Annotated in this window: 21 protein-coding genes; 13 read left to right on the top strand and 8 right to left on the bottom strand. The window is 38.9% G+C overall.

Features of this window, described 5'->3' with window-relative positions:
* Positions 1-22 precede the first annotated feature (22 nt).
* From AC1DDK_RS10600 to AC1DDK_RS10590, 3 genes are read left to right on the top strand one after another with little or no spacing between them, the layout of a single operon-like run.
* The gene (locus AC1DDK_RS10600; protein WP_288881334.1) at positions 23-955 is read left to right on the top strand and encodes a CPBP family intramembrane glutamic endopeptidase; all 933 of its coding nucleotides are present in this window, start codon (positions 23-25) and stop codon (positions 953-955) included.
* Entirely contained in the window at positions 936-1,142 is a 207-nt protein-coding gene (locus AC1DDK_RS10595; RefSeq protein ID WP_172662349.1) for a putative signal transducing protein, read from the top strand. The genes AC1DDK_RS10600 and AC1DDK_RS10595 overlap by 20 nt, the downstream gene beginning before the upstream one ends.
* Positions 1,142-1,951 (top strand): phosphatidate cytidylyltransferase, encoded by an 810-nt coding sequence (locus tag AC1DDK_RS10590; RefSeq protein WP_172662350.1) that lies wholly within the window; start codon positions 1,142-1,144, stop codon positions 1,949-1,951. The genes AC1DDK_RS10595 and AC1DDK_RS10590 overlap by 1 nt, the downstream gene beginning before the upstream one ends.
* Before the next feature lie 249 nt (positions 1,952-2,200).
* Here AC1DDK_RS10590 and AC1DDK_RS10585 read toward each other — a convergent pair whose 3' ends face one another.
* Both AC1DDK_RS10585 and mfd read right to left on the bottom strand, forming a co-directional pair.
* Positions 2,201-2,419, bottom strand: coding sequence for a DUF3820 family protein (locus tag AC1DDK_RS10585; RefSeq protein WP_048908127.1), 219 nt, complete (start codon positions 2,417-2,419; stop codon positions 2,201-2,203).
* Between the two features lie 11 nt (positions 2,420-2,430).
* Entirely contained in the window at positions 2,431-5,772 is a 3,342-nt protein-coding gene (gene mfd / locus AC1DDK_RS10580) for a transcription-repair coupling factor (protein ID WP_477633888.1), read from the bottom strand.
* A 79-nt stretch (positions 5,773-5,851) separates the two neighbouring features.
* Between mfd and AC1DDK_RS10575 the strand changes: the two genes are divergently transcribed.
* From AC1DDK_RS10575 to AC1DDK_RS10555, 5 genes are all read left to right on the top strand, one after another.
* Entirely contained in the window at positions 5,852-6,178 is a 327-nt protein-coding gene (locus AC1DDK_RS10575) for a DUF2752 domain-containing protein (protein WP_172662352.1), read from the top strand.
* Complete coding sequence (locus tag AC1DDK_RS10570) at positions 6,171-6,530, top strand: TM2 domain-containing protein (RefSeq protein WP_477633887.1); 360 nt, start codon at positions 6,171-6,173, stop codon at positions 6,528-6,530. Before AC1DDK_RS10575 ends, AC1DDK_RS10570 begins: the two co-directional genes overlap by 8 nt.
* 98 nt (positions 6,531-6,628) lie before the next feature.
* Complete coding sequence (locus AC1DDK_RS10565; RefSeq protein ID WP_172662354.1) at positions 6,629-7,726, top strand: Nif3-like dinuclear metal center hexameric protein; 1,098 nt, start codon at positions 6,629-6,631, stop codon at positions 7,724-7,726.
* Positions 7,726-8,469: a zinc ribbon domain-containing protein gene (locus AC1DDK_RS10560; RefSeq protein ID WP_048908124.1), complete on the top strand. Its 744-nt coding sequence runs from the start codon at positions 7,726-7,728 to the stop codon at positions 8,467-8,469. Before AC1DDK_RS10565 ends, AC1DDK_RS10560 begins: the two co-directional genes overlap by 1 nt.
* 199 nt (positions 8,470-8,668) lie before the next feature.
* Positions 8,669-10,177 carry a YfgM family protein gene (locus tag AC1DDK_RS10555; RefSeq protein WP_337717080.1) on the top strand — a complete coding sequence of 503 codons (1,509 nt, stop codon included), beginning with the start codon at positions 8,669-8,671 and terminating at the stop codon, positions 10,175-10,177.
* Between the two features lie 9 nt (positions 10,178-10,186).
* On the opposite strand, the gene AC1DDK_RS10550 is transcribed toward AC1DDK_RS10555, so the two are convergent.
* The 4 genes from AC1DDK_RS10550 to rsfS all read right to left on the bottom strand — a co-directional run bounded on the left by AC1DDK_RS10550 (position 10,187) and on the right by rsfS (position 14,536).
* A complete protein-coding gene (locus AC1DDK_RS10550; RefSeq protein WP_477633886.1) occupies positions 10,187-11,269 on the bottom strand; it encodes a 3-oxoacyl-ACP synthase III family protein in 1,083 nt (360 codons plus the stop codon).
* 65 nt (positions 11,270-11,334) lie between these two features.
* A complete protein-coding gene (locus tag AC1DDK_RS10545) occupies positions 11,335-11,979 on the bottom strand; it encodes a LutC/YkgG family protein (RefSeq protein WP_048908122.1) in 645 nt (214 codons plus the stop codon).
* Between the two features lie 61 nt (positions 11,980-12,040).
* Positions 12,041-14,131 carry an ATP-dependent zinc metalloprotease FtsH gene (gene ftsH, locus AC1DDK_RS10540; RefSeq protein WP_172662356.1) on the bottom strand — a complete coding sequence of 697 codons (2,091 nt, stop codon included), beginning with the start codon at positions 14,129-14,131 and terminating at the stop codon, positions 12,041-12,043.
* Between the two features lie 30 nt (positions 14,132-14,161).
* Positions 14,162-14,536, bottom strand: coding sequence for a ribosome silencing factor (gene rsfS, locus AC1DDK_RS10535; protein ID WP_048908120.1), 375 nt, complete (start codon positions 14,534-14,536; stop codon positions 14,162-14,164).
* A 41-nt stretch (positions 14,537-14,577) separates the two neighbouring features.
* Between rsfS and AC1DDK_RS10530 the strand changes: the two genes are divergently transcribed.
* From AC1DDK_RS10530 to pfkA, 4 genes are all read left to right on the top strand, one after another.
* The gene (locus AC1DDK_RS10530; RefSeq protein ID WP_172662357.1) at positions 14,578-15,351 is read left to right on the top strand and encodes a biotin--[acetyl-CoA-carboxylase] ligase; all 774 of its coding nucleotides are present in this window, start codon (positions 14,578-14,580) and stop codon (positions 15,349-15,351) included.
* Between the two features lie 29 nt (positions 15,352-15,380).
* Positions 15,381-15,830 carry a protein-disulfide reductase DsbD N-terminal domain-containing protein gene (locus AC1DDK_RS10525; protein WP_172662358.1) on the top strand — a complete coding sequence of 150 codons (450 nt, stop codon included), beginning with the start codon at positions 15,381-15,383 and terminating at the stop codon, positions 15,828-15,830.
* Between the two features lie 218 nt (positions 15,831-16,048).
* Positions 16,049-17,767 (top strand): protein-disulfide reductase DsbD family protein, encoded by a 1,719-nt coding sequence (locus AC1DDK_RS10520; protein ID WP_477633885.1) that lies wholly within the window; start codon positions 16,049-16,051, stop codon positions 17,765-17,767.
* Positions 17,760-18,743, top strand: a complete 984-nt coding sequence (pfkA, locus tag AC1DDK_RS10515; protein WP_477633884.1) for a 6-phosphofructokinase — start codon at positions 17,760-17,762, stop codon at positions 18,741-18,743. The genes AC1DDK_RS10520 and pfkA overlap by 8 nt, the downstream gene beginning before the upstream one ends.
* A gap of 35 nt (positions 18,744-18,778) precedes the next feature.
* On the opposite strand, the gene AC1DDK_RS10510 is transcribed toward pfkA, so the two are convergent.
* On the bottom strand, positions 18,779-19,099 hold the full coding sequence (locus AC1DDK_RS10510) for a YbjQ family protein (protein ID WP_048908115.1): 321 nt from the start codon (positions 19,097-19,099) through the stop codon (positions 18,779-18,781).
* A gap of 43 nt (positions 19,100-19,142) precedes the next feature.
* Complete coding sequence (locus tag AC1DDK_RS10505; RefSeq protein ID WP_246269689.1) at positions 19,143-19,661, bottom strand: 5' nucleotidase, NT5C type; 519 nt, start codon at positions 19,659-19,661, stop codon at positions 19,143-19,145.
* Between the two features lie 161 nt (positions 19,662-19,822).
* Between AC1DDK_RS10505 and AC1DDK_RS10500 the strand changes: the two genes are divergently transcribed.
* Positions 19,823-20,413: a 30S ribosomal protein S16 gene (locus AC1DDK_RS10500; protein WP_172662361.1), complete on the top strand. Its 591-nt coding sequence runs from the start codon at positions 19,823-19,825 to the stop codon at positions 20,411-20,413.
* Positions 20,414-20,532: the final 119 nt, after the last annotated feature.

The raw sequence follows: 20,532 nt of genomic DNA, 5'->3' as shown, positions 1-20,532 counted from the left end.
AAAGGTACAAATAATCAAAATAATGAATTTCATAGAAAAGCAACGAGACGAAAATAGTCCTTATACGCAGCTACTTATGCTCATTGGATACATAATAGCAGGCCTTTTTGCTTTTTCTATTATTGCGCTCATAATTATAGTTGCCATATATGGACTAGGATCGCTTACCGATCCTGCAATACTTTCTGGTGCTGAAGAGAAATATCGTCCTGCATTACAAATTTTGCTGGCCGCTACTTCTGTCGGAATGTTTTTGGCCCCGCCATTATTCCTGGCCTTAACAGAAAGAAGGAAAATAAATGTATTCTACGGGTTTAAAAAGCCAGAACCGAACCTTTTGCTCATCGTTTTATTAATTATGATAGTTTCTATGCCCGTTATGGAGTGGACGGCCATGATTAATCAAAAAATGGTACTTCCCGATTACTTGAAATGGATCGAAACCTGGATGAGAGAAAAAGAAGACCAGGCCATGCAAACCACCCTGCTCCTATTAAAAATGAAGCACATCAGCGAGCTTGTAGTTAATCTTTTGTTAATTGCATTATTACCAGGCATAGCAGAGGAATTGATGTTTAGAGGGGCTGTACAGCGCTCATTCTTAAGAATTTTTAAAAACCCGCATGTCGCAATTTGGACTTCAGCCTTCCTTTTCAGTGCTATACATTTACAGTTTTATGGCTTTTTACCACGTTTCTTATTGGGTGCCGGCTTCGGATATATCTATTATTGGAGTGGTAATTTATGGTACTCAATGTTAGCCCATTTTTTAAATAATGCTTATGCAGTATGTGTAGCATGGTATATGCAAAAAAACAATATACCTTTGTCTGAAGCAGACAACACAAGTCATTTTGTCTGGTATGGATACCTGATCAGTTTCATTTTAACGATTTTTGTATTCCAATTTTTTAAAAATAAAACATCAAAAACTTATGAGCAGCAATTGGATTAAGGTTTATGAAACAGAAGATCAATTTAAGGCTGAGATTCTTAAACAAGGATTAGAGGCAATTGATATCGATGCTGTAGTATTAAACAAACAAGATTCATCTTACAAAACTTTTGGCATCTTAACAGTCCTTGTACATCCAGATGACTCCGAAAAAGCGAAGGAATACATTTTAGAAAACAATATTTAATGAAAACCAGAGCAATAACTGCGTTCTTTTTTACCATAGTGATGTTGGGATCCATCTTTTTAGGTGGCTATACCTTTACCTTTTTTTACCTGCTTTTAAGTCTTGCTGCGCTATTTGAATTCTTTAAACTGATCAAAACAGCAGGAATAAGACCACACCGAAATATTGCACTTTTTGCTGCCACACTAGTATTTTTAATGACCGCAGGATACCATTATCTGCAATTTGAAACCAAGTACCTGTTGCTTTTAGTACCACTTTTATTTTCGGTATTCATCAGCGAACTCTATAAAAAAGATAAAATACCCTTTGCCAATATATCCTATACTTTTGTGGGGTTTGTATATGTAACAACCCCATTTTGTTTCTTTTATTCACTTGGTTTTTTGGCCAGCAGTGCTGAATATAGCTTTCATTTACCATTGTCCTTTTTACTGATGCTATGGGCCAATGATACAGGCGCTTACCTGTTTGGAATGAAATTCGGTAAAACACGACTTTTTGAGCGTCATTCGCCAAAAAAATCATGGGAGGGTTTCTTTGGAGGAATGTTTACCAGCGTGCTCGCATCTTACCTTATATCTTTACAATTTACAGAAATAAGCAGCTGGGTTTGGGCCGGAATGGCACTTTTAATAGCAAGCTTTGGCACACTTGGAGATCTTGTAGAATCAATGCTGAAACGAAGCCTTAATGTAAAGGATTCAGGTACTTTCTTACCGGGACACGGTGGCCTTTTAGATAGGTTTGATGGCCTCTTGATTGCCGCCCCTGTGGTGTATACCTATTTGTACCTTTTGCTCCATTAATTTTAAAAAAATACCGGGTTAATATCAGGTCTGAAAACGGCTGGATTGTTGCTTTACCAAAATCAATAATGAATGCATGTTAAGTTCATATTAACACCGTGTTTTTCTGGTAAAACATGGACTAGACATGGAGTAGACATGGACTCAACATGGACTTTGAAGATTTTGTACTTAAACAAGAGCCCTACAACACTATAACGATAAATAAAAAAATAGGCTAAAAAACAAGAATTTTGGAGAGAAATGAGACTAACGATTGGGGTTCTTTAGCGGTTGAAGCAAATACTCCAGGCCGTTAAGTTTAATCTCATAAAGTGTTGCAATCATTTCGCCAAGTTTCCCGGGAGGAAAACCTTCTTTATGAAACCAGATCAGGTAAGATTCCGGCAGATCGCATATAATACGTCCTTTATATTTGCCAAATGGCATTTGCATGGTAACCAGATCTTTCAGTATTTGCGGATTCATTTCGCTTTAAATTAATTAACCACCATTTCGAGCATTTCTACTGCTTCATCAACTGTGTTAAGGTTATCAAAGGCAATCCTTAAGCTGTCTTTAACTTCTTTTAAATTACATAGCCGGGGGTGGATTTGTGCAAAGTGCAATATTTTATTGAACATTGTTGAATCAAAAAACGAAGATTGTTTGTCTGTTATGAAATAACCGCGTAAAGTGCCTTTTTTGAAGGTTATTTTTTCAAAAGCCAGTTTTTTGGCCACCCATTGCAATCTCAATACATTCAGCATGGTTTTAACTGGCTTTGGAACCGGACCAAACCGATCTTTTAAACTCAGCTCAAATGCTTTTAACTGGGTTTCGTTCTCTATTTTAGACAACTCGGTGTATAGATTATACCGCTCGGTAATGTTGGTTACATAATCGTCTGGAATGTATAATTCCAAATCGGTATCTATCTGTGTAAAGGTAACAAAAGGGCGTTCCGGCTCATCTTTAAACAGGCCTTTAAACTCATCTGCTTTGAGCTCCTGTATGGCTTCATCAAGTATTTTGTGATACATTTCGAAACCTATTTCGGCAATAAAGCCACTTTGCTCCGCTCCTAACAGGTTTCCGCTGCCGCGGATGTCCAAATCCCTCATTGCGATGTTAAAGCCGCTCCCGAGGTCTGAAAACTCTTCGATGGCACTAAGTCTTTTGCGGGCCTCAGAAGTTAAGGTAGAAAGTGGAGGACTTAGCAGGTAACAGAAAGCTTTTTTGTTGGACCTACCTACCCTGCCACGCATCTGGTGCAGGTCGCTTAGCCCAAACATATGTGCATGGTTAATGATGATGGTGTTTGCGTTTGGAATATCCAAACCTGCCTCAATAATTGTTGTGGCAACCAATACATCCTTTTCGCCATTTATAAAATCAAGCATTACATCCTCAAGCGCGTCGCCATCAAGCTGCCCGTGGGCAATACCTATGCGTGCTTTTGGAACCAGGCGTTGTATTAAACCGCCCAATTGCGGAAGGTCGTTTACGCGGTTATGGATAAAGAATACCTGTCCGCCACGATCAAGTTCAAATTGAACGGCTTCCTGAATCAGTTTATCGTTAAAAACGTGTAATTCTGTATTTACAGCTTGCCTGTTTGGTGGCGGAGTGCTCATGATGGAAAGATCCCTCGCTCCCATTAACGAAAAATGGAGTGTACGCGGAATTGGTGTGGCGGTAAGGGTTAGGGTATCTACATTCACCCTCAAAGCCTTCAGTTTTTCTTTCGATGCTACACCGAACTTCTGTTCTTCATCGATGATCATGATGCCCAGATCTTTGAATTTTACATCCTTGCTCAATAAACGGTGGGTACCAATAATGATATCTACTTTGCCATCAACAACAGCTGCAAGCGTATCTTTTATCTGTTTATTGGTTTTAAAACGGTTAATGTAGTCGACATTGCAAGGGAAGCCTTTTAAACGACCCGAGAAGGTTTTAAAGTGTTGTAAGGCCAAAATGGTGGTAGGCACCAATACTGCTGCCTGTTTGCCGTTTGCAACGGCTTTAAAGGCCGMACGTATAGCGATCTCTGTTTTACCAAAGCCTACATCGCCACACACAAGCCTATCCATTGGATGCGGGGCTTCCATGTCTTTTTTAACATCGTTTGTCGCCTTTTCCTGATCAGGGGTATCTTCGTAAATGAAAGATGCTTCCAGTTCTGTTTCCAGGTAGCCATCTGGATCGAATGCAGTACCAACCTGCGATTTTCTTAAGGCGTATAGCTTTATCAGGTCGCGGGCTATATCTTTAACTTTTTTTTTAGTGGTCTTTTTAAGCTTGTCCCATGCCTCGGTTCCCAGCTTGTTCATTTTAGGGGCAGTACCATCTTTTCCGCTGTATTTTGCAATGCGGTTTAGGGAGTTGATGTTTACGTAAAGCAGGTCGTTGTCGGCATATACCAGTCGAATCATTTCCTGTGTTTTTCCGTTTACTTCTACCTTTTCCAGGCCGGCATATTTACCTATTCCATGGTCTATATGGGTCACAAAATCGCCTGGCTTTAAATCTCTGAGTTCTTTTAAAGTTATGGCCTGACTGCGCTGATAGCCTCTTTTGAGCTTGTATTTGTAAAAACGATCAAAAATTTGATGGTCAGTATAAAAGGCCACATGTTGTTGCGCGTCAACAAATCCTTCTCTTAAAGGGATGTTTACCGGGGTAAACTTTGCCGTTTTATCTATATCGTCTAATATGGCGTATAAACGTTCGGTTTGCTTGGTTGAGGAGCTAAAAATGAAGTTATGGATGCCTTGCTTTTCATTTTCTTTGATGTTGTGAATAAGCAGGTTAAAGTCTTTATTAAAGGATGGCTGTGGCTTGGTTTCGAACTGAAAAACCTGATCTGTTTTGTAAAAAAATTGTTTTCCAAATTCTACCAGAAGAAAATCCTGCAGCATGTCGGCCATCATTTTTTCGTCGGTAAAGGCAAATTTAGGGTCAATCCAGTCTTGATTTTCCGCTTTTTCTTTAACCGGCAAAGCTTTCCAAAGCTCAACAGCCTTTTTGTAGCCGGATTTAACAATGTCGAGGGTAAATTCTACATCTCTAAACCAAAGCTGGGTGTCTTTTTCTATATAGTCGAGCAAGCTGATGTTGCTTTCTGTAAGGTATTTTGATTGAACATTTGGGATGATGGTGAAGGTTTTTACATCTTCTACAGAGAGTTGACTTTCTATTTCGAATGTGCGGATGCTTTCAATTTCATCACCAAAAAATTCTATACGATAAGGCAGGTCATGTGAGAAAGAAAAAATATCTACTATGCCGCCACGGATTGAAAACTGACCGGGTTCGTAAACGAAATCGGTACGGTTAAAATCGTAGTCTATCAGGAACTCATTTATGAAATCGATGCCTAGTTTAGCGCCCAGACTAATTTCGAGGGTGTTTTTTTCGAGAAGAGAACGGTTTATTACCTTTTCTGCAAGGGCCTCGGGGTATGTAACTACTATTTTGCCGTATTCAGAATGGTGGTTTAGTTCGTTTAATACTTCGGCCCTGGCCAGTACATTTGCGGTGTCAACCTGTGTAAATTCAAAAGCTTTGCGGAATGAAGAAGGAAATAAAAGTACTTCTTTATCCAGAATACTTTCCAGATCTGCAAGAAAATAAGATGCCTCTTCCCTATCCGGTAACACAAATAAAATTGGTTTATGGAGCAGAAAATAAGTAGCTGTTGCAATTGTTGCATCGGCAGAACCAACTAGTCCTTTTAGCTGAAGTTTATTACCTTTGCCCGCATTAAGGGCTTTTGCCAATGCTACAATGCGTTCATCTGTTTTGTATCGATTAATCAGGTCGCGGATGTTCACAATGCAAATGTAAGATTTATGATTAGCTTTAGATGTAACAAAGTCTCTATTAATCAATCTAAAATAAAAAGAGGATAACATGAAAATGCTGAGCCGCATACCATTAGAACTCATTTTTTGGATAACGGCTTTAGTATTGCTGGGATTAGCGCAACCACAGTTACATGGCCATGAACATCACTTTACCCTTTGTCCGCTAGCAAACATGGGGATAGATTGGTGCCCGGGATGTGGAATTGGAAGAGCTTTAACGCAGCTGTTTCATGGTAATATTGCAGAGAGCATTAAGCTCCATTGGTTTGGAATACCTGCCCTGCTGATTATTGTATACAGGATTGTTGTGCTGATAAAATTAAGTGTTAAAAGGAATAAAATTTTAAAATATAAGGAGGAAGGATATGTTTGATTCACCATTTATGTCATTGCCGGGTATCACACCTCAGGAATATTCGTACTTGCAAACTGCAACTACAGGATTTAGTGAACAACAGTTGAGAGGGTTTTTAATGATTTACGGAAGTAAAAGAAGAAATCCGGACGATATGGTGCTGTATTGCATTTTAGGCTTCTTTGTACCAGGATTACCAAGGTTTCTGGTAAACCAGATTGGTATGGGAGTGCTGTATTTCTTTACAGTTGGGTTATGTTTTATAGGAACGATTATCGATTTAATAAACCATAAGACCCTTGCTTTTGAATACAATCAGCGTATGGTGTTTKAAAGTTTACAGATGGTTAAAATGGGGAATATTCAATAGAATAGTACACTTTAAAATAAAAAGAGATTGTACAGCGTGTGCAATCTCTTTTTATTTTAAAGTGAAATTTTGTTGTGCATATTGTAAATTTACAGCCTATGAGGTTAGCGATTTTAATAAAGCATCTGGAAGAATTTGCTCCATTGAATTATCAGGAAGATTATGATAATTCTGGATTACTTATCGGAAATGCTGATCAGGAAATACACGGGGCGCTTGTTGCCCTCGATTGCACGGAGGCCATTGTAGATGAGGCCATTGCTCAGAACTGTAATTTGATCATCACCCATCATCCTATCGTTTTTAAGGGGCTCAAAAAGCTTACCGGGAAAAACTATGTTGAACGGGTTGTACTAAAAGCGATAAGGCATAATATTGCGCTTTATGCTATTCATACAAACCTAGACCATGTAAAATATGGTGTTAACGGGGTGATCAGTCAGCGGTTGGGGCTAAAAAATATTAAGATTTTAAGTCCGAAAACATCGTTATTAAAAAAATTGGTGACATTTTGTCCGACTGCTCAGGCTGCTGCAGTACGATCAGCTTTGTTTGAGGCAGGCGCTGGCGGTATTGGTAATTACAGTGAATGTAGCTTTAATGCAGAAGGCACAGGAACATTTAGGGCCGGAGAAGACACTAATGCCTTTGTTGGCGAGAAGGGTGTTCGGCACCATGAGTCAGAAGTAAGGATAGAAACGGTTTTTTTGGTTCAGGATGAGAGAAAAGTGCTTCTGGCCTTGTTTGAAAACCATCCTTATGAGGAGGTTGCCTATGATATTTATCCTTTGGGAAATAGATTGGATACTGTAGGTGCCGGAATGGTTGGCTGGCTGGAACACGAAATGGACGGAAAAGACTTTCTTCATTTAGTTAAAGACAGAATGGATGCCGAGGTAATAAGACATACTAAATTGCTGCCTAAAAGGATTAAAAAGGTGGCTGTTTGTGGTGGATCGGGAAGTTTTTTGCTTAAAGATGCCATTGCAGCCGGTGCCGACGCTTTTGTAACCGCAGATTTTAAATATCATGAGTTTTTTGATGCCGATGAAAAATTGGTTATCGCTGATATCGGACACTTTGAAAGTGAACAATTTACATCTAATTTGTTGATAGATATTATTCAAGAAAAATTTCCTAACTTTGCAATCCGTTTAACGGAGCATAACACAAACCCCATAAATTATTTCATTTAATGGAACAAACTGTAGAGCAAAAGCTAAAAGCTTTATACGAATTACAAACTCTTCATACTAAGATCGATAAAATACGTCAGATACGTGGTGAATTGCCAATGGAAGTGGCTGACCTTGAAGATGAGGTTGAAGGACTGGAAACACGTATACAAAAATTCAAAAGTGAATTGGATGATACTGAAGACGCCATTGTAACGCGTAAAAATATGATTAAGGAAGCTCAAGGCCTGATCAAAAAATACGAGACCCAATTAAAAGATGTTAAAAACAATCGTGAATATGATGCTTTAACTAAGGAGGTTGAGATCCAGACGCTTGAGATTCAGGTTTGCGAGAAAAAGATCAGAGAGTTTGGTTTTGATATCACTCAAAAAACTGAAGTTTACGAAAAAGCACTTGCTGATTTAGAGTCGAGAAGAAAAGATCTTGATATCAAAAAAGGAGAGTTGCAAACAATTACTGCTGAAACTGAAAAAGAAGAGCAGTCGTTAAGTAAAAAAGCTGAAAAAGCTGAAACTCAAATTGAAGACAGACTTTTAACTGCATATAAGAGATTAAGAGGAAATGCTAATAACGGCCTTGCTGTTGTTACTATCGACCGTGATTCATGTTCAGGTTGTTTTAACCAGATTCCTCCTCAGCGTCAATTAGATATCCGTCAACGCAAGAAAATCATTGTTTGCGAGCATTGTGGAAGGATTTTAGTTGATGAGGCACTTACTCAGGAAGAGTTACCGGCATAACACGTGCCGTCATTCTGAATTTATTTCAGAATCCCTCTTGAGTATGTTTTTGAATAGCCCCTGCTAGATTCTGAAATAAATTCAGAATGACGAGAGAAAAAAAGAAGGTGTATCATTATCATATGATACACCTTCTTTTTTGTGGAAGAATTTTTGCTTACAGCAAAGCATTAAGATTTAGTTAATCCTTGCCTTAGTTATGAATATGATTTCCGGTTCTGTATATAAATGTGTGCTGATTGTTTTTTTGTTGCTTTCGCCAACAGCTATTTATGCAAATTTCGACTTTAATGCCAATTGCTTAAAAGCCTACCAGAACATATTTGAGCTTAAGCTGAGCACCGCCAGACAGCTGATTGCTGCTGAGAAGAAGATTCATCCTGACAATGGGTTGGTTCCTTTACTGGAAAACTATGTTGATTATTTTTATTTGCTTACCACGGAAAGCAAGACGGAATTTGACAAGTTAAAAGAAAATAAATCTACACGGTTAGACCAAATCGCTGATGGTGATAAGTCATCACCATACTATTTATATGCGCAGGCCGAGATAAACTTACAATGGGCTTTAATTAGGGGGCGATACGGTGAATACTTTACTGCCGCAAGGGAAATTAAAAAGGCCAATGGCTTATTACAGGATAACAACAAGAAATTTCCGGCATTTACATTAAACGCAAAAGGGCTAGGCCTGATCAATGCTTTTTTGGGTAACCTGCCAGATGGAATTTTGAAGAGCACACTTTCTACGTTCGGTATAAAAGGGAATCTTCAAAGCGGAATAGCAATGCTCGATAAGTTGTCGGAAAGCCTGCCCAAATCTAAATTTGAGCCATTCTATGAAGAAGTGGTGTTCTATTACGTATTTGTGCTGAATGATATCGCACATAGCCCTTCGGCCTACAGCAAAACAATGAAATACACCTCCAGAATTGCAGAGAGTAGTCTGTTAAAAACATATTTGCAGGCATTGGTGTGCTCAAAGAACGGCCACAATGATGAGGCCATCAGTATTTTAAATAACAGACCAACAGGTGCGGAGTATCAATCTTTTCCTTATCTGGAGTTTTTGCTGGGTTCTGCAAAGCTCAATAAACTTGACTATTCATCTGGACAGAACTTTGTCCGTTTTTTGCAGCTTAATAAAGGGGCTAATTACATTAAAGACGCAAACCTGCACTTAGGCTGGGTCTCGCTACTAAAAGGCGATACGGAGGCTTATACTGCGTTTATGAACAAGGTTAAGTCGGCAGGCTATACTTATCAGGAAAAGGATAAGCAGGCGCTTAATGAAGCGGGCGAATCAATACCAAATAAAGAGCTTTTAAAAGCAAGGCTGTTGTTTGATGGCGGCTATTACAATAAAGCACTGGAGGAGCTAAAAGACAGCAAAGGGGATAGTTTTGCCTCTGCCAGGGATAAAACGGAATACTATTATCGTCTGGGGCGTATAAATGATGAGCTTGGAAAGGACGATATAGCGCTTACCAGCTATCAGAATGCCATTAATACAGGAAAAAACCTGAAGTACTATTTTGCAGCAAATTCTGCATTGCAGATTGGTAAGATTTACGAAAAGAAAGCAAACTTCTCAAAGGCTAAAGCTTTTTTCAATGTTGCCATTCAAATGAAAAACCACGATTATGAAAGCAGCATTGAGACGCAGGCAAAGGCCGGTATCAAAAGAATTGATAAAAATGCTGACTAAAACTATAGCTTAAAAACGATAAACAAAAGCATTGATGTGCATGCCTGCCCCTACAGAGGCAAATACAGCGTAATCACCTTTCTTTACTTTATAGCCTTCTACCTTTTCTTTTAGAACCAGATCCAGCAGTGTTGGTATAGTAGCTACAGAGCTATTTCCTAACCATGAAATGGTCATAGGAACTAGATTTTCCGGCACCGTATCCAAATCATAAAGCTTAAATAAGCGTTTCATAATGGCGGTATCCATTTTCCCGTTAGCCTGATGTATGAAAACAATTTTAACATCTTTAATGTCTATTTCTGCTTTGTCTATAGCTTTTTTAACTACTTGAGGAACGTTTATAACGGCAAACTCATAGAGCTTGCGGCCATTCATTTTAAGATAGGTGTTGCCATTACACTCGCTCGGGTTGTTGCTTTTGCCCATTACCAGTAACGAACCATAATCGACCGCATAGGTTTGTGTTTTGTGAGCAACAATGCCTAATGGGTTTTCAGATTCCTGAGCTTCAAAAATAACAGCTGCTGCACCATCAGAGAAGATCATGCTGTCGCGGTCATGAGGATCGGTTATTCTGGAAAGCGTTTCTGCACCAATAACCATTACTCGTTTTGCATCGCCACTTTGAATGAGATAGTTGGCTTGTATGGCGCCTTGAACCCAGCCCKGGCAACCAAATATGATATCATAGGCAACACAATCGGGATTTAGGATATGCAGGGTTTGCTTTACCTTGGCGGCCAAGGAAGGAAGGATATCCATACGATTGCTGCCGCTTTTTACGTCTCCGAAATTATGGCAGAATATGATATGATCTAAAGTTTCTTTGTCTATTCCGGCATCGTCAATTGCGCGTTGAGCAGCAATAGCTGCAATGTCGCTATTTACAATATTGTCATCAACATAGCGTCTCTCAAGAATCTCTGTGATCTCTGCAAATTTATTTATTACTTCGTTGATGTCTTTTTCCAAAGCCACTCCATTATCGTAAAATGTGGAGGTTAAAAAAGAGTCGCCAGAAATGATGTTTTCGGGAATATAGCTACCTGTACCTGTAATAACCGAGTGTAAGTTTGTTTTATTGCTCATTATGAACCGCAGACTGTTTTGGTATACAGTATAAAAATAGAACTATTATATTAGAAATAAAAATTTTAAGAGAAATCTTCAATTAAAAATACAAATAATTCTTTTGGTCCGTGTGCTCCAAGAACCAATGTTTTTTCAATATCTGCTGTTCTGCTTGGTCCTGTTATGGTGCTGATCATTGATGGGATTTGACTACCGTATTTGTCTTTGATGAGCTTAAAAGCATCTTTAAGATCCATTACAAGCTGTCCTGTTCTGGCAATAACAATGTGATGATGAGGGAAGATACTAAGTCTGCGACCGGCTGCATTTTGGTTGGAAACCATTACGGAACCATTACGTGCAATAAGGGCTTCACACAAAGTAATTCCAACTTCGGCCAGGTCAAAATCTTTGTCTGTTTTATAAAAAGGGAATTCGTATTCTGTTAAGAGTTCTTGTAATTCAGGCTCCCAGCAGTATATTTTACGCCAGTTAAAGCGGTCTGCAAGCTGAAGGATGTTTTCAATAAATTCTATTCCGTTTTCGCAGTAGATGAAATTGCCCGAAACGGCGGTAAGTTGTTCTGCAAATAATACCTCCGGATACTCTGTATTTTCTGTGTACAGTGGGGTATCTTCTAAATTTGGATAAGGGTTGTCTCTTTTTTCAAGAAGCGCCTTCCTTATCTTTTTCAGCATTAACTCTTTGGAGGAAATATTTTCTTGCATAAAAAAAGGGATTTGCAGCCATTTCGCAATAAACGAAATGGCTGCCCCATAAATATTGTAATTAAGACTCTGTATTCGTTGGCGTAATAGAAGCTGAAGGATCTGTAGTTTCTCCAACACCTTCATGTAAAAGGCCTTCTGCTGCAGGTTTTTGATCACCTGTACCGTTTACAAACTCGTCGTAAGTGGTGCGGTTATCAAAAGGACGTTTTCCTAAGATTTCTTCTAAATCTGCCTGGAAAAGAATCTCTTTTTCTATTAGTTTCTGAGCAAGCTTTTCTAAGCCATCTCTTTTATCTGTAAGTAATTGTTTTGTTCTGTCGTAAACCTGTGAAATAAGGATACGTACTTCGTGGTCAATCATTTCAGATGTTTTCTCTGAGTACGGCTTATTAAAGTTATACTCATTTTGAGGATCGTGGAACGACACGTTACCAATAGTGCTGTTCATACCATAGATGGTAACCATTGCGTATGATAGCTTGGTAATTCTTTCAAGGTCATTTTGAGCTCCTGTAGAGATTTTACCGAACACAATGTCTTCAGCTACTCTACCACCCATTGTCATACACATACCGTCAGTTAATTGCTCTGTAGTATACAGGAACTGCTCTTTAGGTAAGTATTGTGCATATCCTAATGCGGCAACGCCACGAGGAACTATAGATACCTTTACAAGTGGATCTGCATGTTCCAGGAACCATCCTGCAATTGCGTGACCAGCTTCGTGATAAGCAACGATTCTTTTTTCTTCTGGTGAAATGATTTTGTTTTTCTTCTCTAAACCACCAATAACACGGTCAATTGCGTCCTGGAAGTCTTGCATGTCAACGCTTTCTTTGTTGCGACGGGCGGCGATAAGTGCAGCCTCATTACAAACGTTGGCGATTTCTGCTCCGGCAAAGCCTGGAGTTTGAGCAGAAAGTTTTTTAGCATCAACTTCCTGAGAGGTTTTAATAGGGGTAAGGTGAACCTTGAAGATCTGCTCACGACCAACCAAATCAGGTTTGTCAATAGAGATTTGTCTGTCAAACCTTCCCGGTCTTAACAAGGCTGTATCCAATACGTCAGGTCTGTTGGTAGCAGCAAGGATAATGATACCAGAATCGGTACCAAAACCATCCATTTCAACCAATAGCTGATTTAATGTGTTTTCACGCTCATCGTTACCACCCATCATGCTGTTTTTACCACGGGCACGACCAATTGCATCAACCTCGTCAATAAAGATGATACATGGTGCTTTATCTTTAGCCTGTTTAAACAAATCACGGACACGTGATGCTCCAACACCCACAAACATTTCTACGAAATCAGAACCTGAAAGTGAGAAGAAAGGAACTTGCGCTTCGCCGGCAACGGCTTTAGCCAATAATGTTTTACCAGTTCCCGGAGAGCCTACTAATAGCGCTCCCTTAGGTATTTTACCACCCAGGTTGGTATATTTTTTAGGGTTTTTAAGGAAATCTACAATTTCCATTACCTCTTGTTTTGCTTCTTCGAGGCCGGCAACATCATTAAATGTTACGTTTACCTGGCTCTCTTTATCGAACAGGGTTGCTTTAGATTTCCCGATATTGAAAATCTGACCGCCACCGCCACCTGCACCACCGCCCATACGGCGCATAATAAAGATCCAGAAGCCAATGAACAACAGAACAGGGATAATTACAGTGAAGAACCACGAGTTAAATGAACTTTGTCTGGTTTCTTTTTCTGCTAAAATCTGCTGATCGGGAGGAAGGTTTTTCTGAGATTCCTTTAATTGCGTATCCAGCGCGTCCATTGATCCGGCCGTAAAATAAGCTATAGGGCCTGTGTTTGTTCCAAAATTGCTTTTGTTTTGGTACTCTTTGTACTTAGGCTGATTTAGCTTGTCTTTTTTAATGTATACCTCAATTTTTACAAGATCTTCGTGCTTGTAGGCTACTAATTTTTGTACATCACCCGGCAAAAGCATTTCTTTTTCAAAAACGCGGTAGGTAATTGGTTTGCTGGTATCGGCATTGAATAGGAACTGCAATAATATCAGTCCTAAAATAATAGCTGCATAAACCCAAAAAATATTGAATTTTGAACCTTTTTGAGGCTTCTTCGGAATATTTGGAATTCTCTTTATTAGTTTGGGTTTTGTATTCGGGTTCTCTTTCATCGTTATATCAAAAAATGTGGAAGTAAATGATTATGCGCTTTTATAGGAGGTTGCCTGGGCATCGCCCCACAGGTCTTCTATCCCATAAAAGTCTCGCTTTTCAGTTTTAAATATGTGGACAACAACGTCAAAATAATCCAGGATTATCCATTCGGCAGCATCTTGTCCTTCTTTGCGCCAAGGATTAGTTTGAGTATTTTTATAGATTTCTTCTTCTACGCTATCGGCAATTGCCTTAACCTGAGTGGCTGAATTAGCGCTGCAGATAATAAAATAGTCAGAAACGGAACTGTTAAGATCTCTTAGGTCCAGGCGGACAATATCATTGCCTTTTTTTTCCTGTATGCCGTGTACGGCTATTTCTGAGAGGTATGTAGAAAGGTTTACGATTTTCTTTTTTACCATTAAAATGTTTTAATTTTGATAAACAAATATACAATCAACACTTGCAAAATAACACTTTTTCAACATTATTTGTTGGTCAAAATCTTATCAGATTATCAGCCGTTGATTCTACCAATAACTTTTTGAAGATGATGGTGTCAAAATCCGAGCCATTACCGGAAGGAACTGTTATTATGGCAGATAACCAATTTGCGGGCAGAGGACAACAGGAAAACACCTGGTACAGTGAGCCCGGATTAAACCTGACATTCAGCATCTTTCTAAAACCGGTATTTCTACCCATAAACAAGCAATTTATGCTAAATATAGCGGTTAGTAACGGCATTAACAAGGCTTTAGGCCGCTTTGTAAAGGACGGAATAACGGTAAAATGGCCTAACGATATTTACTATAATGACAGTAAAATAGGAGGCGTTTTAATTGAAAATAGCTTGTCTGGGAATAGTTTTAAATCGAGCATTGTTGGCATAGGAATGAACGTTAACCAGCAAAAATTTGATATTGAGAAGACCAAAGTAGCAACATCGTTATATGAAATTTTACAGCACGATGTTAATTTAATTGAGCTATTAGCTGAAATTTGCAGTCATATTGAAAGTCAGTACCTTCAATTGAAAGGAGGAAATTACAATAGACTGATGAAAGAGTACCTTGAAAACCTGTACAGATTTAATAAACTGGGTTTTTACAGACAGAATGGCGAGGTTTTTGAAGCTACAATAACCAGAATTACTGAAGCAGGACAACTGGTTCTTTTAAGCTCTGGTAAGGAAAGAGTATATAACTTTAAAGAGGTTGAATTTTTAAAGGATTAAGGGACATAAAAATTAAAAAACAATTACAGATGAAAAGAATAAGTTTGGTATTAACATTAGTCTTATTTACAGTTCTAGGGGCGGTAGCTCAAATTGAAAAACCTGTAACATGGGCTTACGCAGCTAAGAAAGTAAGTAAAACAGAAGCAATACTTTATATTAAGGCAAATATTGAAGATGGCTGGCATATTTATTCTCAAAATCTGAAACCAGGGGGCCCGAGTAAAACAACTTTTACCTTTACTCCATCAAGTGATTACGCACTTAATGGAAAGACTACAGAGCCTAAGGCAATAAATTATTACGATGAGAATTTTAAAATGAACGTTAGCTATTTTGGCAACGGGGTTACCTTTCAGCAAAAAATCAAATTGAATAAAGGTGCTACTACTGTGAAGGGAAAAGTAGAATTTATGGTATGTAACGATAAACAGTGTTTGCCTCCTGAAGAAGTAAGCTTCAGCATACCGGTAAAATAAGCTGATACAGATAAAGAAAAGGGTGTTTTGAGTTTTCAGAGCACCCTTTTTTTATTTCAAGGGTTTTAAGGGATTATTAGCTAATAGTAAAATTAACGCTTAGCGGTTACAACACCGTCTTTAAATAAAAAATTATAAGTAATTTCACGCCCTCATCATGAAAATGAATATAATGGCGGGGTTTTTCATGGGTTTTAAAATAGGTAATAGGAATGCGGATGAAAAAAACACTTTTAGTACTGAGCTTGTTCTTTCTTTTTATTGTAACAATGACGGGGCATGGATTTGCCGCTACTCAGGTTCAGGATTCAACCGGAACGGATGATCTGGTTTTTACGGAAGTTGGTTCTGCTCAGGATAGTGCAGTAAACAACATTGTAAAAGACACGGTAAAAAAAGATACTATAGCACAGAGTGCATCTATAGATCAGGCAAAGGATAAGCCGGCAACTGCTGTTGTATCTGATGAGGCTAATCATAAGAAAACACTTTGGCAAACTTTTATCGCCGGTCTTGTTGGTGGGTTTTTAGCATTTTTAATGCCTTGTATTTTCCCAATGGTGCCGCTTACCATAAGTTATTTTACCAAAAGGGCGGGCAGCAAGAATAAAGGAATTGGGCAGGCAATTATTTACGGCCTCTCTATTATTGTTATTTATGTTGCTTTCGGGCTGTTAATTACGGTATTATTTGGATCGGCAGGCCTAAACGCGTTGAGTAGTAGCGGACTGTTTAATTTCTTCTTCTTTATTCTACTGGTCGTTTTTGCCATCTCCTTTTTTGGCGCATTTGAGATTACATTACCAAGTTCTTTCGTTAATAAAATTGACAATAAGGCAGATAACAGCAAAGGTTTAGGAGGCATCTTTTTTATGGCTGCATCTCTGGCTTTGGTTTCCTTTTCGTGCACAGGACCTATTATTGGAACTTTGCTTGTAGATGCGAGTTCAAAAGGTGAGTTACTTGCCCCGGCTGTAGGGATGTTTGGTTTCTCGCTGGCACTAGCGCTTCCATTTACCTTGTCGGCGATCTTCCCTGGCTTTTTAAGCAGCATGCCTAAATCAGGGGGATGGTTGAATAGCGTGAAGGTTTGCCTTGGTTTCCTTGAGCTTGCTTTAGCGTTGAAATTCCTTTCTGCTGCCGATTTGGTTTGGCATTGGGAATGGTTCGACCGTGAGGTGTTCCTGGTGCTGTGGATCGTGATTTTCTTCTTAATGGGTATTTACTTATTGGGGAAACTCAAGTTTTCGCACGACAGTGATCTGCCATATGTATCGGTACCACGATTATTCCTTGCCATACTTTCGTTTTCGTTTGCCATTTACATGGTGCCTGGTTTATGGGGGGCGCCGGTAAGCGTTTTAAGTGGACTTGCACCGCCAATGAATACTCAGGATTTTATCCTTAACGGGAACGGCTCATCGCAATCAAAAGTGGATACCGAGTTTCCTTCTAAAGTGAAATACGATGATGTATTTAAAAAACCAATTGGTTTTACTCCGTTTTTTGATCTGGAAGAAGGCTTAGCTTATGCTAAAAAGGTAAACAAGCCTGTTATGATAGATTTTACAGGCTGGGCATGTGTGAACTGCCGCAAAATGGAAGATAAAGTATGGATAGATGCCGAGGTAGGACGTATAATTAACGAATACGTATTAATACAGCTTTATGTAGATGAGCGCAAAATTAAAATGCCGAAGGAAAAAGTTCATTATTCGGAGATTCTGAGAACAACAACAGATGATCTGGGCAAGTGGAACGGTGATTTCCAGGCTACAAAATATGGATCTAACTCTCAGCCTTTCTATGTATTGGMAGGACATGATTTAATTCCCTTAGTTAAACCACAGGGGGCGATTTTTGATGCAAAAGAATATGCTGCATATTTACAAAGTGGTTTAGATAAATTCAAACAAGCTGAAAAACCAAATGAATAAGATTAAAAACATAGGTGTATTAACATCTGGAGGCGATGCTCCCGGAATGAACGCTGCAATACGAGCAGTAGTAAGGGCAGCAATTTACTACGATTTACAAGTTACTGGTATTTTAAGAGGCTACGAAGGACTGGTGAATGGCGACTTTATTGAAATGGACCGTAAGTCGGTAGCAAATATCATTCAACGTGGAGGAACGATTTTGAAAACGGCAAGGAGTGATTCATTCCGAACCAAAGAAGGAAGGCAACAGGCGTACGATCAATTAAAGAAAAATAACATAGACGCATTAATTGTTATTGGTGGTGATGGTACTTTTACGGGAGCAGATTTGTTTACACACGAATTTGATTATCCTGTTATAGGTTTGCCTGGAACTATTGATAATGATCTGGAAGGAACTGATTTTACAATAGGTTATGATACTGCAATTAATACCGTTATTAATGCTGTAGATAAAATCAGAGATACTGCAGAATCTCATGACCGTTTATTTRTTGTTGAAGTGATGGGCCGTGATTCTGGTCTTATTGCTTTAAGAAGTGGAATAGGGGTAGGTGCTGAGGCGATTATGATACCTGAAGCAAATATGGGTATTGATGGTTTGGTTACCAGACTTGAGACCGGACGTAAGGATAAGGCATCGAAAATAATTATTGTTGCCGAAGGTGATGAGATCGGTGGCGGCTTTAATGTTGGCGAGGTTCTTAAAGAGAAATTTCCGGCGTATGACATCAGGGTTTCTGTACTGGGCCATATTCAGCGTGGAGGTAAGCCAAGCTGCATGGATAGAGTTTTGGCTAGCCGCTTAGGTGTGGTTGCTGTAGAGGGGATCTTAGCCGGACAGACAGGCGTAATGGTTGGACAAAAGAATAAAGAGATTGTTTTTACGCCATTTAATCATGCTATTAAGCATATTGATGCAAAAGAAATAAGTCCTGCCTGGTTAAAACTGGTAGAGATATTGTCACTATAATAAACAAAGGCCCTAAATTTTAGGGCCTTTGTTTATTATTCTATTACTACAGCGGTTCCTGTTGCAGCAACCATTAACATGCTGCCGCCGCTACCTACTGTTTCATAATCTAAATCTACTCCGATTATGGCATTTGCACCCATTGCGGCTGCGTATTGCTGCATTTCATTAATCGCAGTATTTTTACCTTCTCTTAATACTTGTTCATACGATCCCGATCTGCCTCCAACGATGTCTCGTATTCCGGCAAAAAGATCTTTAAAAATATTGGCACCGATAATGGTTTCGCCACTTACAAGGCCTATGTATTTAACTACTTTTTTGCCTTCTACTGAATTGGTTGTTGTAATTAGCATCTTTTAATTGGTTTTTAGGTTTGATGATGATTTTGTGGATTTGTTACAGTAATTTATCCAGAACCTGCTGCCAGGTATCTACACGCTCGTAATCTTTTAACAGTAAGTTGTGTGGCGAAGAGAATAATAGTTTCCGGCCTTTAAAACCAGCGAAATTTTTAGCCCTGTCATCAATCATTACATCTACATCAACAATTTTATCACCGCAGAACATGATGTTTCTCCAGGTAATAAAAGGAAAATGTTCTGCCAGCCAGTCAAGTTTATCTTCAAGAGAGTTTCTAAATTCTGTTGCTGCCGAAACGATATATATATCATGATGTTCCTGTAATTTTTTTACAGCTTCTACACTTCCTTCAATAAGCGGAAGGTCTCTAAAAAAGCCCTTTTCATTAATATAATCGAACCATTTATTGTTAATATGCTCGGGCATATGATGGTAAACTTCATTTCCCGGTTCAATAATCAAGTCGAGCGGGATTCCGTAATCCCGGTTATAAAGGTGTATAAATTTGTGTATCGGATCGGCTAAAACCTCGTCCATGTCTATGGCTATTCTCATTTGTATATCGTTTGCTCCAAATATCTTTAATTGGGGAGACAGTTATGTTAAATGAATTTAAAATTATTGCATCTTGTTAATCATTAGTATTTTACTTACTTTTGCAACCCCGCAAGCACGAAGCTCCGGGAACTATGTTGAATACATAAACTAAAAGAGAAATGGCAACTAAAATCAGATTGCAAAGATTCGGTAAAAAAGGTAAACCTTTTTTCCACGTTGTGGTAGCGGATTCCCGCTCACCAAGAGATGGTAAATTCATTGAGCGTTTAGGTTCATACAACCCAAACACCAATCCAGCTACTATCGATCTTAACTTTGACAAAACTTTAGACTGGGTAAACAAAGGTGCTGAACCTACGGATACTTGTCGTGCTATCCTTTCTTACAAAGGTGTTTTATACAAAAAACACTTAGAAGGTGGTGTTAAAAAAGGTGCGTTAACTGCAGAACAAGCGGAAGCTAAATTTGCTGAATGGTTAAGCGCTAAAGACGGTAAAATTGAAGGCAAAAAAGAGGGCTTAACTAAATCTAAAGATGAAGTTAGAAAAGCTGCTCTAGCTGCTGAAGCTAAGAAAAATGCTGACCGTGCTGCTGCCCTTGCAATTAAAAATGCACCGGTAGAAGAGGTTGTAGAAGAAGAAGTTGTTGAAGAAGCTCCAGTAGCTGAAGCTGCAACTGAAGAAGCTCCGGTAGCAGAAGAAACTCCTGCAGCAGAAGCTACAGAAGAAAGCAAAGAAGAAGAAGCATAGTATTTTTGTTATTCTGAATAATAGCGAAGAATCTTTTATATGATTTCTTCGCTATTTTTTTATTTAAAGGTTTTATGAAAGGCTGATCTTCATTTCCGTCATCTCGACGATAGGAGAGA

It is taken from the genome of Pedobacter sp. 05T44, from assembly GCF_056395985.1.
Note: the sequence above shows the minus strand (reverse complement) of the source record. Positions and strands in the feature narration are given on the sequence as shown.

What these genes read in the sequence shown, in the direction of transcription:
- AC1DDK_RS10555 (WP_337717080.1), top strand. Translation starts at nt 8,669, where the DNA reads ATGAATATGATTTCCGGTTCTGTATATAAATGTGTGCTGATTGTTTTT.
- AC1DDK_RS10575 (WP_172662352.1), top strand. Translation starts at nt 5,852, where the DNA reads ATGAAAATGCTGAGCCGCATACCATTAGAACTCATTTTTTGGATAACG.
- AC1DDK_RS10510 (WP_048908115.1), bottom strand. Translation starts at nt 19,099, where the DNA reads ATGCTAATTACAACAACCAATTCAGTAGAAGGCAAAAAAGTAGTTAAA.
- AC1DDK_RS10545 (WP_048908122.1), bottom strand. Translation starts at nt 11,979, where the DNA reads ATGCAAGAAAATATTTCCTCCAAAGAGTTAATGCTGAAAAAGATAAGG.
- AC1DDK_RS10500 (WP_172662361.1), top strand. Translation starts at nt 19,823, where the DNA reads ATGGCAACTAAAATCAGATTGCAAAGATTCGGTAAAAAAGGTAAACCT.
- AC1DDK_RS10525 (WP_172662358.1), top strand. Translation starts at nt 15,381, where the DNA reads ATGAAAAGAATAAGTTTGGTATTAACATTAGTCTTATTTACAGTTCTA.
- ftsH (WP_172662356.1), bottom strand. Translation starts at nt 14,131, where the DNA reads ATGAAAGAGAACCCGAATACAAAACCCAAACTAATAAAGAGAATTCCA.
- AC1DDK_RS10600 (WP_288881334.1), top strand. Translation starts at nt 23, where the DNA reads ATGAATTTCATAGAAAAGCAACGAGACGAAAATAGTCCTTATACGCAG.
- AC1DDK_RS10585 (WP_048908127.1), bottom strand. Translation starts at nt 2,419, where the DNA reads ATGAATCCGCAAATACTGAAAGATCTGGTTACCATGCAAATGCCATTT.
- AC1DDK_RS10595 (WP_172662349.1), top strand. Translation starts at nt 936, where the DNA reads ATGAGCAGCAATTGGATTAAGGTTTATGAAACAGAAGATCAATTTAAG.
- AC1DDK_RS10505 (WP_246269689.1), bottom strand. Translation starts at nt 19,661, where the DNA reads ATGAGAATAGCCATAGACATGGACGAGGTTTTAGCCGATCCGATACAC.
- rsfS (WP_048908120.1), bottom strand. Translation starts at nt 14,536, where the DNA reads ATGGTAAAAAAGAAAATCGTAAACCTTTCTACATACCTCTCAGAAATA.
- AC1DDK_RS10590 (WP_172662350.1), top strand. Translation starts at nt 1,142, where the DNA reads ATGAAAACCAGAGCAATAACTGCGTTCTTTTTTACCATAGTGATGTTG.
- AC1DDK_RS10565 (WP_172662354.1), top strand. Translation starts at nt 6,629, where the DNA reads ATGAGGTTAGCGATTTTAATAAAGCATCTGGAAGAATTTGCTCCATTG.
- AC1DDK_RS10560 (WP_048908124.1), top strand. Translation starts at nt 7,726, where the DNA reads ATGGAACAAACTGTAGAGCAAAAGCTAAAAGCTTTATACGAATTACAA.